At 44.3% G+C, this 12,935-nt stretch carries 13 protein-coding genes and 1 pseudogene; 6 read left to right on the forward strand and 8 right to left on the reverse strand.

Annotation, left to right across the window (positions count from 1 at the left end):
- Nucleotides 1–405: 405 nt before the first annotated feature.
- Nucleotides 406–969 carry an Npun_F5560 family protein gene (locus M595_RS03860; protein WP_023064644.1) on the forward strand — a complete coding sequence of 188 codons (564 nt, stop codon included), beginning with the start codon at nucleotides 406–408 and terminating at the stop codon, nucleotides 967–969.
- A gap of 228 nt (nucleotides 970–1,197) precedes the next feature.
- Here M595_RS03860 and M595_RS03865 read toward each other — a convergent pair whose 3' ends face one another.
- A complete protein-coding gene (locus tag M595_RS03865; RefSeq protein WP_023064612.1) occupies nucleotides 1,198–1,542 on the reverse strand; it encodes an STAS domain-containing protein in 345 nt (114 codons plus the stop codon).
- A 231-nt stretch (nucleotides 1,543–1,773) separates the two neighbouring features.
- On the opposite strand from M595_RS03865, the gene M595_RS03870 reads away from it, so the two are divergent.
- Complete coding sequence (locus M595_RS03870; protein ID WP_023064734.1) at nucleotides 1,774–2,394, forward strand: DedA family protein; 621 nt, start codon at nucleotides 1,774–1,776, stop codon at nucleotides 2,392–2,394.
- 722 nt (nucleotides 2,395–3,116) lie between these two features.
- Here M595_RS03870 and M595_RS03875 read toward each other — a convergent pair.
- Nucleotides 3,117–4,253 (reverse strand): sodium-dependent bicarbonate transport family permease, encoded by a 1,137-nt coding sequence (locus M595_RS03875; protein ID WP_023064733.1) that lies wholly within the window; start codon nucleotides 4,251–4,253, stop codon nucleotides 3,117–3,119.
- A gap of 500 nt (nucleotides 4,254–4,753) precedes the next feature.
- Between M595_RS03875 and M595_RS03880 the strand changes: the two genes are divergently transcribed.
- Together M595_RS03880 and M595_RS32100 are read left to right on the forward strand one after the other, a co-directional pair.
- On the forward strand, nucleotides 4,754–5,071 hold the full coding sequence (locus tag M595_RS03880) for a P-II family nitrogen regulator (RefSeq protein ID WP_040483531.1): 318 nt from the start codon (nucleotides 4,754–4,756) through the stop codon (nucleotides 5,069–5,071).
- A 127-nt stretch (nucleotides 5,072–5,198) separates the two neighbouring features.
- Nucleotides 5,199–5,393, forward strand: a pseudogene (locus tag M595_RS32100) (ISNCY-like element ISAtsp9 family transposase); the annotation flags it as partial.
- A 471-nt stretch (nucleotides 5,394–5,864) separates the two neighbouring features.
- Here the strand turns inward: M595_RS32100 and M595_RS03885 are convergent.
- From M595_RS03885 to M595_RS03910, 6 genes are all read right to left on the reverse strand, one after another.
- Nucleotides 5,865–6,470, reverse strand: coding sequence for a hypothetical protein (locus M595_RS03885; protein ID WP_040483532.1), 606 nt, complete (start codon nucleotides 6,468–6,470; stop codon nucleotides 5,865–5,867).
- A 341-nt stretch (nucleotides 6,471–6,811) separates the two neighbouring features.
- Nucleotides 6,812–7,429 (reverse strand): RloB family protein, encoded by a 618-nt coding sequence (locus tag M595_RS03890; protein WP_023064656.1) that lies wholly within the window; start codon nucleotides 7,427–7,429, stop codon nucleotides 6,812–6,814.
- Nucleotides 7,430–7,449: 20 nt separating this feature from the next.
- Nucleotides 7,450–8,649: an AAA family ATPase gene (locus M595_RS03895; RefSeq protein WP_023064694.1), complete on the reverse strand. Its 1,200-nt coding sequence runs from the start codon at nucleotides 8,647–8,649 to the stop codon at nucleotides 7,450–7,452.
- Between the two features lie 125 nt (nucleotides 8,650–8,774).
- Complete coding sequence (locus M595_RS03900; protein WP_023064761.1) at nucleotides 8,775–8,987, reverse strand: hypothetical protein; 213 nt, start codon at nucleotides 8,985–8,987, stop codon at nucleotides 8,775–8,777.
- A 181-nt stretch (nucleotides 8,988–9,168) separates the two neighbouring features.
- On the reverse strand, nucleotides 9,169–9,867 hold the full coding sequence (locus M595_RS03905) for a lysophospholipid acyltransferase family protein (protein WP_040483533.1): 699 nt from the start codon (nucleotides 9,865–9,867) through the stop codon (nucleotides 9,169–9,171).
- Between the two features lie 27 nt (nucleotides 9,868–9,894).
- Nucleotides 9,895–10,494 carry a sulfite oxidase-like oxidoreductase gene (locus tag M595_RS03910; RefSeq protein WP_023064737.1) on the reverse strand — a complete coding sequence of 200 codons (600 nt, stop codon included), beginning with the start codon at nucleotides 10,492–10,494 and terminating at the stop codon, nucleotides 9,895–9,897.
- A gap of 283 nt (nucleotides 10,495–10,777) precedes the next feature.
- On the opposite strand from M595_RS03910, the gene M595_RS03915 reads away from it, so the two are divergent.
- A complete protein-coding gene (locus M595_RS03915; protein ID WP_023064740.1) occupies nucleotides 10,778–11,005 on the forward strand; it encodes a hypothetical protein in 228 nt (75 codons plus the stop codon).
- Nucleotides 11,006–11,044: 39 nt separating this feature from the next.
- Entirely contained in the window at nucleotides 11,045–12,820 is a 1,776-nt protein-coding gene (ggt, locus tag M595_RS03920) for a gamma-glutamyltransferase (protein ID WP_023064629.1), read from the forward strand.
- Nucleotides 12,821–12,935 lie beyond the last annotated feature (115 nt).

Raw genomic sequence — 12,935 nt, forward strand, 5'->3', positions numbered from 1 at the left:
GAGTACAAGCAGGCTCTCTGCAAACGGGATCAGCGTTTCTCTCGATGCGATCGCTGAACGATCGCATTTTGTAGACTCGGTGACTCGGCAAAGATCACTCAGAGTTTGGGATAAACTTGCACCTCAGCAAAAATCTGGTATTTTAGTCTGTTATAAGGAAGTGATTTCTTTTGGATGAAATATTCTATAGAAGTCATTGCAAACCCATGATTACACAAGCCCAAACTGAGGTCAGGGTCAAGTCACAGGTTATTTTGTCCTGAAATAACGCGGCGTGCTGTGACCTTTGATCAAAGGTAGACTTTTGACTTACCCTGTCAAGTTTGAGTCTGTTTTTGTCCTGGGGCTTGTGAAGATATTTAAGATAGGTATGGCATAAAGTTTATATTTGAGGAGCAGTCCGCCATGGTAAGTCAGTCGAACAAACCTACTCAACAAGATTTACAAGCTGAAATTACTCGTCTCAACGAGGAGCTGAAAATGCGTGATCAGCTCGTCCAACAACTGTCTCAAGAACTGTTTCGGTTGGTTAAGGGAAATACTGGCTTGATGCCGACTCCCGAACTCTCTGAACACCAACAGGTTCAAATGCGATCATTGCGAGAACAACTGCAAGATGTTGAACAGCAGGTGAAGTTTTATCAAGACCAAATTTCTGAGCGAGATGGGGAAGTTTATCAACTCCGTCAGTCGGTTCAAGAATTAACTGATCGCTCTCGGATGCTCGAACAAGTGGTTCAAGAACTCCCTGGTGTCTATCGTCAGAAGTTTTCAGAGCGTCTCCAAGAGGTGATGGAGAAAGTCGAAGCACTCCAACGAGAAAACCGCCAACTTCATGCAGAACTCCAAAGTGTGAGCTACCGTCTGGCTCAAAAGAGTCGTCGTCCGAGTGGTTTGGATCTTCCCAGTTTTCAGGGTGGACAATCTGGTGGCTCTGGTGTTGATTTTCCGAGCTTTAAGAATGCTTGAAATCGGTTCATTCTGTTAATTCTATCCCAAATTCAACCCTTTAAGTTTTTGGGGATAGAGGATTTACAAATTCATCTACAAAAATCTAACTCCTGCTGTCAATGTTGATAGTGCAGGAGTTTTTTAACTTCTTTTCTTTTTGATTGGGCAATGATAGGCAAATTTTATCTGAGGAGAACTCTCACCCATTCACACCGTTGACAAAGTATCTAGAGGTGAGAGTAAACCCTATGCTGAAAGCAATTGAGAGTCAGTTAAGAATACTGCTTCTAACTCATCAAAGACTTCAAAGACTCGATCGAGTTGGGTGATCTCCAAAATCAGTTTAACCGTTGCAGAAGGATGACAAAGCACTAAACGAGATCCTTGTCTGCGAGCCGACTTAAGGGCTGTTACCAATGCACCTAACCCCGAACTATCGATAAACTCCACTGCCGCCAAATCAATTACCCACAGTCGAAAATGTTCTGCTGAGAGCGCCAAGACTTGATCTTTGAGAGCATTACCCCCTTGCAAGTCCAAGCGAGGCTGAGACTGAAGTACAATATGCTGCGGACATTCTGCTAATTTCATAACTTATCACTCCCCAAGGATTATTATGTAAAACATCTTAGCTGACTTGTTTCCAATTCACCTTATCCTGTTTTTGACCAGGCAATTCTGATAAAAGTTTCAACACCTTGAAAACGGACTTTTCCCGACGACTTGGGATGATCCCTCCATTCTACTCGGGAGGACAGATTTCCGCCATCAAGATAATATAGAAGTATAAAGCTTTGCAAAAAAATATGAAGGCAGCATTGAATGTCTTTTGAGATTGTATCATTGGAAACAATTCAGGAAATTGCTCATCAGTATGGCTACTGGGCTGTTTTCCTGGGAATTACTTTAGAAAATGCCGGAATACCCCTTCCTGGAGAGACGATCACTTTGGTTGGAGGTTTCCTCGCCGGGAGTGGTGAACTCGACTATTGGTTTGTCCTCGGTTGGGCGATCGCCGGGGCGATACTGGGAGACAATTGCGGATATTGGGTTGGTCGCTGGAGAGGTTGGCCGTTTTTACTCGCTATTGGTAAACTGTTTCGAGTTCAAGAAGCCAAACTTACAGAAGTCAAAAGTCAGTTTAGCCGCAACGCTGCTAAAGCCGTATTTTTAGGTCGGTTTGTGGCGTTACTGCGAATTTTTGCCGGGCCATTGGCAGGAATTGCTAGAATGCCCTACTGGAAGTTCTTGCTGTGTAATGCCGCCGGAGCCGCAACTTGGGCTTCTGTGATGGTAAGTTTATCATTTTTTGTGGGTCAAGTTGTTCCGCTTGAACAATTGGTGTCTGGGGTGGCAAAATTTGCGATCATTGCTTTAATTTTGGTTGTCGGTTGGGTGGTTATTCCCATTTGGTGGGAATCTCGCCAAGCGGATAATCTCTGATTGATTTTAGCTGAAATTAATTTCTACTGATTCAACAGGAATTCCCCAAGTTGTCGGGTCAGATCATTTCATTTTTTGACTTGGGAATCGAGTCCGAAGCAAGCACCGCCTTGAAAAGGCGGTGAACTGATTACCATGTTTTCTCGGTCTTCCTTTCCCTTGATATTTTGGCGGTTCAGCATAGATGCAACGATGTAATCGGCCTTTCTTTAAGATACCGAATCACTTGTTTGAGTTGTAAAATTGCTCTTGTAATAGGGGTTTCATGGGAGCCAATTCTCTCATGTCTTAATGGTAATGCCCAACTTCCTTTGTCTTCTGGAATCCAAGCCAATGTACTATAACCATGTCCCAAAGTAATTGGTTTGCCTGAAATAACTTTGGCTCCATGTTCATAAGTTCTGTCCTTTAAAGTTACCGCTTCTGTTCTAGGCCAAGGTGTATGATCTCGCGGCTTCGATAATCCTCTGTGATTCAGTTGATGTAGGGATTTCTCTGATATAACGTCTGATCAATTTGTGTACTTTTGGCTGACAATCATTGATCGCCCCGTATAAACTTGGCCACTTTCGACGGAATACTGGTGAGAGGGATAATTCGGCAAAGGAATAGACATTTCTGGTGAATCATCCCTCATGCTAGACTGTACAGTATGAGTTTTTAGTCTAAACTCCAGCAACGCTGTAAAGCATTAATAGCGGTTTGCCGCGACCCGTCTGGGATCAGCTGCCCATCAGCACCTGGGCGAGGCCGATGAAGAGCGGTATTCCCAAGGCAAGCGCAACCGGGGTGCCGACGGCTGTGGACGAGCCGATGTAGGCGGAGGGATTGGCCGACGGGATACCGGCTCGTAAAGTGGGCGGCCCTGAGATGTCTGAACTGGAGGCGGCGATGACGGCCAGGAGCACGACGCCGCCTGGGCTGAATCCCGTGGCGTGGTGGGCAATCATGCCGAAACCGAAGGCGATAAACCCATGCAGCAGCGGCCCCACCAGGGCATATAGGGCGTACCACTGGCCCACCTTGCGCAGCTCGCCGATCCTTGCCGTGGCCTCCATGCCCATTATCAGCATCAGGATCGAAAGCAGGCCGCGGAAAAGGGGATTGAAGAAGCTCTCATAGACACTTTCCGGACGGGTTAGGATGCCTAGAGCGAGGCCGAGCAGCAGTGCCGATAGGGCAGATCCCTGAAGGCTTTCCTTCACGATCGGCCATATTTTGACCCGATCGTTCTGCTTGCGGGGATACCCGCCTGCGGTAATGCGCTGCTGGCTGCGATACTCCTGCCTGGTGGTGGGATATCCGCCTGCGGCAACTGACTGCTTGCTGAGAGACTCCTGCTTGCCGAAAGGCTCCTGCTGGCTGAGAGACTTTTGCTTGCTGGTATAAATGCTGGCCAAGACGATCGCAGTCACGAGGGCTGGGATGTCCATGAAGGGATAGAGTGCGGCGGCCCAGGGCTCGAAAAAGATGTCTTCCGTTTCCAGTACCGTTATGCCGGCCGCGAGGGTAGAGCCACTCACAGCACCGAACAAGCCCGCGGTCGCAATGGCATCCACAGTTTTGACTTTCGGCAGGTTACCCAAAGTGTAGCGCCCGATGAACACGATAAGGATCCCCGTTGCCACAGCGAACACCGCAGGCAACAGCATCTCCGCCAGATTGGCGTTGCGGATCGCAATGCCGCCGCTCAGGCCGACTTTTAGGAGCAGCATGAAGACGATGAACTTATAGATCGCATCTGGAATTTGCAATTGGCTATTGAGGGCGGCAACGACCATACCACCAATCAGAAAGCCGAGTGTCGGGGACTGCAACTTCGCCAGAAAGAGCGTCAAGAAATCGGACAAAAAATCCATGTTGTAATTCCTCCTTAATCAGATTTTAGGGGTCAGGACGGCAGGCAAGCGCAGCCTCAAATCCTGGGGCGAGATCCGAACGATAGCGATCCGGGGATGGTATTTCTCCGAACTGGGTTGAGAAGACAAGTTGCCCCTATGGTCTCCTATAGACTCGAGTCTATCCAAGTTCAAATCTCTATACCTTTAAGTCTATGTGCTTAAGTTTATCTTAAAATCGGCACAAATTTGCAATCGCTCTACATGGATCTGCTAAGTAATGTCAAATTAAAATTATAAGTTTTCCTTATTGTTTTTCAGAAAACCCGTACATCTCTGGTCATAGCGCCGAAAGGATAAGTGTTTTTTATAAAATGCTTCCGCTAATCTGAGTCAATCTTTCTCAACAGAAGGTAGTGAATTCGCCGATCTTTGGCATAATCTTAAAGGTATAGTTCAAGGCAAAACCATAGAGTTTGGCCTTGAATTGTCCTAAAAGAACGCGTTAAGAGGTAACCCACATGACCCAGAATGCCAGCAAGCTCGTCATCGTCACGGAAAAGGTGCTGCTGAAAAAGGTCGCCAAGATCATCGACGAAGCCGGGGCTACCGGTTATACGGTGGTGGCCGCTGGCGGTAAAGGCAGTCGCGGCGTGCGCTCGTCGGGACAACCCACCGTTGGCGACACCTTCTCGAATGTAAAGTTCGAGATACTAACCCCCAATCGGGATATGGCCGTGAAGATTTCGGATGAGGTTGCAGCGCAGTTTTTCGACGATTACTCGGGCATCGCCTATCTCTGTGACGTGATGGAGGTACTGCACGCGCACCAGTTCTGATTCAAAACCCCAGCAATTCTCATTTGGGCAAGAAGCTGTTCAAGCACTGGGAATCTCAGTATTGTAATGATATCTCAGAGATCCAAGAGAGCTAGAGCGGTTGTAAGAACGGGGTTTGTTTGACACCATCGTCGGTTCGTTTCGCCAGCGTTTGTCGTCGCTATCTGACAAACGCACGGGCAAAAATACCCGCTATGGGATCGATGGAGGATGCCGCTTTGAGCGCGTAAGCGCGTGTTCTTCACCCGAACCCCGTCCTTTCTGGCCGATCAACGCATGGTGGGCGGGCAGTAAGGGGAAGAACAATGCCCACGGCTTATTTTGAGTGCATCAGATTCCAACTGGAGTTTAGACTCAATATTCATACTGTACAGTCTAGTATGACGATTTGAACGCATAAAAATACGATTTAGCTTTTCAGAAAAGCTAAAAATAATACTAATATATTGATTTAAGTTTTTAATCTAACTCTTTAGATATAAATTTTTGAGAGCTTGAGTCGAAAGCAATAACAGGCATAAATTTACATTTATTATTGTTATAATTTGGGGTTTAAAATACAGAAAATGGGGTCTGGGGTGGTATAATTTGTGGTGATTGCTTTAATTTTGGTTGTGGGTTGGGTGGTTATTCCCATTTGGTGGGAATCTCGCCTAGCAGATAATCTCTGATTGATTTTAGCTGAAATTTAACAACAAAAAAACAGGGGTGAGGGAAAAGAAATTTTTTGCAGCCTGTGGCGTCTTATTCCCCCCACTCCATCATTTGTAATATTTCTGAAAAGTCATTTCTATTACACGCGAACTCGTGGCTTTCTTGCTCCAATTGAAGATCCTGCGAGTGCAGCAGCTAAACCAAATAAAGAACCCAGTAAGAATGACCAAGCAGCTTTAGCACTATTAGCGGCTATAGCTTGAAGCTCTTGAGCGGTTACATTAGGAGCTTGATTAGGAATATTAGCACCACCGGGTTGTTGAACTTGGTTAATCACTTCTCCGGCGTTAGAAGCCAGGATACCAAAGACTCCAGAGACACCTCTCGTCAGAAGCCATGTACTCAGAGCTAACGTAGTCGCCCATAAAATTGCACCATTTAAAAGGGCTGTTTTATTATTCATCGGTCCGCACATTCGAGCCATCACCCATGCACCGATCAATAAAGAAATTAGTAAACTAATAATTGACCATATTCCGACCCCAGTCCCGATACTGCCGGGATTTGCTCCATTTGAACCTACTGTTAGACCGATCGCACTCCCTAAAGCGGTTAAAACCAGTTGAGAAGCGATGGCAATCACAAGACCTGAAAAAATCGGACCCCAACGTACTCGATCGTGGTAATCGACTACTGTTTCTGTGGTTCTAGGTTGTATCACCGAATCTTCTGTTCTGTAAGCCATTGTTTTTCCTCGACTTTTTTGTAAAAATTATGATGGGTCTTGTTCATTGGTAGAAATTCTATAAGATTGAGTAGATATTTATTATCTATCCTAAGGTGATGAAATAAGCTTTTAATCTAACTCTTTAGATATAAATTTTTGAGAGCTTGAGTCGAAAGCAATAACAGGCATAAAATTTACATTTATTATTGTTATAATTTGGGGTTTAAAATACAGAAAATGGGGTCTGGGCTGGTATAATTTGTGGTGATTGCTTTAATTTTAGTTGTCGCTTGGGTGCTGATTTCGATGGATTGAGAATCAAGCCCAGGGGATCAGCTCTAGATGTTCTTAAATAGATTTTATTGAGTAATAAATCGATTTAATTGTTCAACCAATAAATGAACGGTTGTTGAGGGGTTATCTCGCACGGGATGAGGCGAAGGATACTGGGCGAGTAGCTTTTTAGCATTACGAATGGCATCGGCTTGTCGGTTTTTTAATTCTTCGTAAATCGTCTCACTATTTTTCTGATAGCGATGATCGAGTAACTGACTCAACATCCGTTTATATTCACGGCGAGGAATAGCCGTATCATAAAAATTGAAGTGCAACAAATACCAAATTTCAAAGCCTTCGTTGGAGTAGGCAATGTTAATATTATTTTTTCCAGCCAGTTCAATTGCGCGATTAAACTTTTGGGCGGGAAAGGAATCTCGATCAAATACACACCAAACTTGATCGTAGTTTCCTTCTTTTTTTAATAAAAGGGCTTTACGAACAATTCCTAATGTATTGTCTCCAATTCCGTAAATATCTAACCATTCTTCGGGTATTGGAAAACTTTTAAAATAATTGGGTTCTGTTTTTTCTCCTTCACAGACAATCAAAAATCGTTCAAATTTTAAATCTCTAACTGCTATTTTTCGTTCTAAATAACCTCGTTTTCCGCTGGGGAAACCTCCTTCTTTATTTTGCATCAGGCTTGTTTAAGTTCGATTTACAACGGAATTCCGCCATATTTCCCTAAAAGATAATCTTGATCATAAGAACTATCATTTTTGATTTTGAATTCAGCTAAAGCATATAACTCGGTTTTCCCTATTTTATCTTTAATATCTTTGGCAGTAAACCAAATCTGATCGCGTCTAAAGAGTTTGGGAGTGAGTAAACTGGTATCATAGGCGGTGAAAATCAGTTGTGCATTTTGGGGGTTGGTTTCTCGCTGATGAAATAACTCAATAATTGTTTTAGTAATCAACGGATGTAAATTGAGATCGAGTGAATCTATCCAGATGACTTGACCTGAGTTTAAAGCTTCAACTAAAATTATAGCGAGTTGGATCAGTTTTTGAGTTCCAAGGGATTCCTCTTGATATAAATCAAAGGTTTGGGAGGAAGTTTCGGGTGTGATTTGATTATCACTAGAACGAATAATTTTCACAACGGGCTGATTGGGGTTTGGGTCTGAAAAAGGTTCAATTTGAATAGCATTAATTCCTAGATTAAATGGTTTTAAAAATTGTATGACTTGATCTTGATACTGAGGATTTTTCCAGGATTTTATAGTTTTAGCGTTAATTGGGTTTGGAAAAGAATTGGGAATAATTTTGAGATTGTGATGAAACCATTTCCAGATTTCTTGCATAATATCGATCTGAAATTTTTCGGTAAAAGAGAGGAGTAAATTATGGGGTTTGATTTGGGGAGTTAGTTCAGGAATCGTGGGGAAAGGGGGAAAAAATTCAAACTGATTGAGTTCTCGTTTCAGTAGGGGTACTTCTTGATGTTCAGGAACGTAATATAACCATTCTGCAATTACTTCTTCGGAATAGATTTCAAAACCGTAGCGATAAATTATTTTATCAATTAAAATAACAATTTCAAATAGAGAAGGTTGGTTGATGGTTTTGGAGTTGAGACGAAACGGTTGAACCGGAAAGATAGAGTTGATAGCAGTGTCTTGAACAGAGTTCAAAACCCAATGAGTCATCAAGTTTAAAGCTTTAATTAGATTCGTTTTTCCACTGCCATTCTCACCATAAATTATAGCGGTTTTGAGTAAACTCAGTTGATCGTCGATTTTAACACGATTGTTGCGGAGTTTTTTGTGAGGAAGTGGGATTTTAGCGGTGACTAAACTTAACGTGACAATATCTTGAAACGAGAGATAATTTCCGACACTAAACTCAATCAGCATTCAATACTCCATTTACCACAACATATGATTTAAAAAATCACTAAATAACTTAAGTTCATCAGGTTCTTGATAATTTTGAGGTAATAAATCAAAAATAGCAGATTCCAGAGTCTCTAAAGCAATTTTTATATCTTTGGGTTTAGGTCGATTAATTTGCGGAAAAGTGAGGGGTTGACCAAAACGAATTGATGTAAGGATTTTTCAACAATAGCTTCAGCCTTCAGCAACTGGGCGGCTTCTAAACCCTGTCGGGCGCGTTGAACGATCTCTGGCGTTAAAGAAGGTAATACAAGGGGTTGATTATTGGATTGAGATTGAGAAGAAACATTGGTATTCATGGAATAGAATACGAGAAGATAAGATGAGTTTTTTTGTAGCTTAAATCATCACAACAGAAAGTCAAGATAAAGAGTTACAATTAAGGATCAATACGGGTATCAATTGTCATCCTTTGTTCCTATTTAAAGTAAATATACATTAGCATAAAAGAGCTAACCATAGTAGACTTTTAATAAACTGTCACAGAAGTTCAGACGGCGGTTGATGTAGGGCTTGAAGTGCTTCTTTTAAATCAGTTGTTAAGTGTCGAGTTGCTTTTTTAATCGAATCCTCTTGATATTCCCTCGCATTCAAAGGAGAACCAATATTTACCCAAACTTTACAACCCATTGGCGGAGGGGCGGAATGTTGATAATAAATACTAACCGGAACAATATTAACCGTTAAATTGGATTGATGAGAGACAGCTTGTAAGGCAATTCTTGCGACTCCGGGCTGAATTTCACCCATTTCTTTATGGGAAATAATATGTCCTTCTGGAAATAAAACAAGAACATTTTCACGTTGTAATAATTCAACACTATAGCGAATACTAGAAGTTGTCGGACGAGTTCGATCAATTGGAAACCCGCCCAAACGACGCACAAACCAACCCTGTATCCCCTGTGTTTGACTCAACAATACCATGTAGCGAAGATCTCGCCCGGTTGCCCTGCGACCGGCGGCGTAGCCCAAAAGAATCGGGTCCCAACGCGATCGGTGAGTCGGGGCTAAAATCACCGCCCCGACCCGGGGTAAGTGTTCCTGTCCGTTAATCTCAATTCTGCCAAAAAATAGAGGTAACACCAGATAATAAAACAACCAATAAGCCAGAGGAGTCAGCCAAGGTGAAACCTCTGACTCTATCCCCATTGCATCTGTTTCGGAGGCGTTTGACATCAGTTCCCCCAAGGTATTCGAGGATTGTTAAAATAAACCGCTATACCGTTCTTCCGCCCAAGGTTCGCCCCGTTTGTGATAACCGTTGCGTTCCCAAAATCCTAGCGCTTCTTCGTCGAGAAACTCTAAACCGTTAATCCATTTTGCACTTTTCCACGCATACAAATGAGGAACGACTAGGCGTAACGGGCCACCATGATCAGCGCTTAAAGGTTCATCAAAAAGGGTATGGGCAAAAAAGTTTTCTTCTCGCAGAAAGTCTTCTTTGGTGATATTTGTGGTGTAGCCTCCATAGCAATGTTCCATGATGTGAACCGCTTGAGGATCGACTTCAACCTGCTTCATAAAGTCAGTGACTTTAATTCCTCGCCAGGTGACATCTAGCTTTGACCAACGAGTAACACAGTGAAAATCAGCCGTAAATTCACTTTGAGGCATTGCCATGATATCAGACCAACTAAAGGTCTTGGGTGTGGCTAAACCCCATACTTTAAATTCCCAGTCTTCTGTGCGAATTTCGGGCGTATCTCCGTAGGTGAGGACGGGAAACCCTTTAGCAAGGTACTGACCCGGAGGAACGCGATCGCTTTGTTCGGATTCTGGCTTCTGAAAAAATTTGCCTAGCATTGCTTTGACTCAGTCGCAATATTCACGCACTGCTTAGTATATCGCAGCAGATGGGTAAACTTACAGGCAACGGTGTTTTCAGCGAGTGCTGAGCGATGATCGGCCAACAGTGAACGGTAAAAACTGAACTCCCCAACTCCCGAACTCCTTTCCTTCTAACTTCCGACTTCTCAACTCCCCATCAACTGCTTAAGTTCAAACTTCTAACCCTAGATATCAATATGACAATTTATTCAGCCATCTACTATACTGTGATCGATAGAATATTAAGAAATGAAAAGTTATGACTGCACAATTCATCATTCCTCTAGTTATCTGCTTTCTGGCGGTTTGGGTGACTTTGGGCGATCCGTTGGGAACCCCGAAAGAATTAACCCGCCTGCTGGCGTCTTTTGTCGGTGTGGTGTGCGGACTTTGGTTTTTTGTCGCCGCCCCCTGGGTGCTGCAACTGGGTTTCACGGTGATGCTGCTGGTTTCCAGCAATTTTTTCTCTAAGACGGTTTTGCGCTAAGATCTCCACTGCACACATCGCAGGGGATTTTCTAATTCGGTGCAAATTCAGCTTAGAATTGCTCGATGGCGTTGGTATCCGCAACTTTTCCAGAGTTTTATTTGTTTATTTATTCTTATTTGGGCAACTGGGTGTCAATCTGAACTCAAGGTTGCCGAGTCTCAACGCAGTCAACGGGGTATGGTGGTTTCTGCCGATCCGTTGGCGAGTGAAGCCGGAATTGAGATGCTAAAACGGGGAGGCAATGCCGTTGATGCTGCCGTCGCAACAACATTTGCCATCTCTGTAGTTGAACCGTTTTCCGCCGGTATTGGCGGAGGCGGCTTTTTATTAGCGGGTTTTCCGCCAGCGACTCCACAGGCGGGGGAAGATTACACCATTGCCGCGCTCGATTTTCGCGAACGGGCGCCGAAAGCTGCAACACAGGATATGTACCTCGATGAAGCGGGAGAGGTTAAACCGAGATCGAGTTTAGATGGACATCTCGCCGCAGGTACGCCGGGAACGGTTGCGGGACTTTACACCGTTCATCAATATTATGGAAAGTTGCCCTGGGCGACGGTGGTTCAGCCGGCGATCGCTTTAGCCGAGAACGGTTTTCCCGTTAGCGATTATTTTCTCAGATCGGTTGAACGGCGTCAAGAGGTTATTTTGAGCAACCCCGCAGCGAAAGCAATTTTTACTCGTAACGGGGAATTTTATCAGCCGGGTGAGGTATTAATTCAAAAGGATTTGGCAACGACGTTAAAGAAAATTGCTGAAGATCCGAACAGTTTTTATCGCGGAGAAATTGCCGAGGCGATTGCCGCAGATATGGCAAAAAATGGCGGTTTAATTACTTTAAATGATTTAAAAGCTTATACTCCGATTTGGCGAAAGCCGATTTGTGGAGAATTTCGCGAAACTCAAGTGTGTTCGATGCCGCCGCCTTCTTCGGGGGGCGTGCATTTGGTTCAGATTTTAAATATGATCGGAGATACTAACTTAAAACGTTGGGGAAGACAAGACCCGAATACGCTGCATTTGTTGGCCGAAGCGATGCGAATTGCCTACGCGGATCGGGCGACTTATTTGGGCGATCCGGATTTTGTGACGGTACCGATAGAAGGTTTAACGAGTTTACCCTACGCGGCCGAACAGCGTCAAGCGATCGACATGAACGAAGCCAGACCTTCAACGGAGGTAAAACCCGTTGATGAGGCGACTTTAAAGCGTTATTTTTGGGAGTCTCCGGAAACGAGTCATTTGACGGTTGTTGATAACGAACGCAATGTGGTTAGTTTGACGTTTACTATTAACGGGAGTTTTGGCGCCGCTGTGGTTGCGGAGGGAACGGGAATTTTGTTAAATAATGAGATGGATGATTTTGCTGCGGCGCCCGGTGTTCCCAATTTGTTCGGGTTAGTCGGGGGAGAAGCCAATGCGATCGCCCCGTTGAAAACGCCGTTATCGAGTATGAGTCCAACCATTGTCACCAGAGATGGAAAGTTCGTGATGGCGGGGGGTTCGCCGGGTGGGAGTACCATTATCACCACGTCGCTGCAACTGGTGTTGAATGTTGTCGAGTTTGGGATGAATGCGGGTGAGGCGGTATCGGAACCCCGAATACATCATCAGTGGCTACCGGATCGGTTAATTGTTGAAAAGGGGAGAATGAACCCGGAAACGCTGGATGAGTTGCGGCGTCGCGGACATGATATTGAGAAATGGGACGGTTGGGGTAATGCCAATTTAATTCGACTGACGGGAAACGGAGTGTTAGAAGGGGCCGCCGATCCGAGGCGAGAAGGGGCGGCGATCGGGCTTGAGAATTAGGGGTTAAAAACCTCTCCCTAACCCTCTCCTTGTAGGAGAGGGACAATTGTATCTTCCCTTGTAGAGAAATTTGTATAAATTTGTAGGTTGGGTTGAGCAACGAAACCCAAAAAAG

Origin of the sequence: Lyngbya aestuarii BL J (assembly GCF_000478195.2) — a bacterium.
GTDB classification, from domain to species: domain Bacteria; phylum Cyanobacteriota; class Cyanobacteriia; order Cyanobacteriales; family Microcoleaceae; genus Capilliphycus; species Capilliphycus aestuarii.

What these genes read in the sequence shown, in the direction of transcription:
- M595_RS03860 (WP_023064644.1), top strand. Translation starts at nt 406, where the DNA reads ATGGTAAGTCAGTCGAACAAACCTACTCAACAAGATTTACAAGCTGAA.
- M595_RS03865 (WP_023064612.1), bottom strand. Translation starts at nt 1,542, where the DNA reads ATGAAATTAGCAGAATGTCCGCAGCATATTGTACTTCAGTCTCAGCCT.
- M595_RS03870 (WP_023064734.1), top strand. Translation starts at nt 1,774, where the DNA reads ATGTCTTTTGAGATTGTATCATTGGAAACAATTCAGGAAATTGCTCAT.
- M595_RS03875 (WP_023064733.1), bottom strand. Translation starts at nt 4,253, where the DNA reads ATGGATTTTTTGTCCGATTTCTTGACGCTCTTTCTGGCGAAGTTGCAG.
- M595_RS03880 (WP_040483531.1), top strand. Translation starts at nt 4,754, where the DNA reads ATGACCCAGAATGCCAGCAAGCTCGTCATCGTCACGGAAAAGGTGCTG.
- M595_RS03885 (WP_040483532.1), bottom strand. Translation starts at nt 6,470, where the DNA reads ATGGCTTACAGAACAGAAGATTCGGTGATACAACCTAGAACCACAGAA.
- M595_RS03890 (WP_023064656.1), bottom strand. Translation starts at nt 7,429, where the DNA reads ATGCAAAATAAAGAAGGAGGTTTCCCCAGCGGAAAACGAGGTTATTTA.
- M595_RS03895 (WP_023064694.1), bottom strand. Translation starts at nt 8,649, where the DNA reads ATGCTGATTGAGTTTAGTGTCGGAAATTATCTCTCGTTTCAAGATATT.
- M595_RS03900 (WP_023064761.1), bottom strand. Translation starts at nt 8,987, where the DNA reads ATGAATACCAATGTTTCTTCTCAATCTCAATCCAATAATCAACCCCTT.
- M595_RS03905 (WP_040483533.1), bottom strand. Translation starts at nt 9,867, where the DNA reads ATGTCAAACGCCTCCGAAACAGATGCAATGGGGATAGAGTCAGAGGTT.
- M595_RS03910 (WP_023064737.1), bottom strand. Translation starts at nt 10,494, where the DNA reads ATGCTAGGCAAATTTTTTCAGAAGCCAGAATCCGAACAAAGCGATCGC.
- M595_RS03915 (WP_023064740.1), top strand. Translation starts at nt 10,778, where the DNA reads ATGACTGCACAATTCATCATTCCTCTAGTTATCTGCTTTCTGGCGGTT.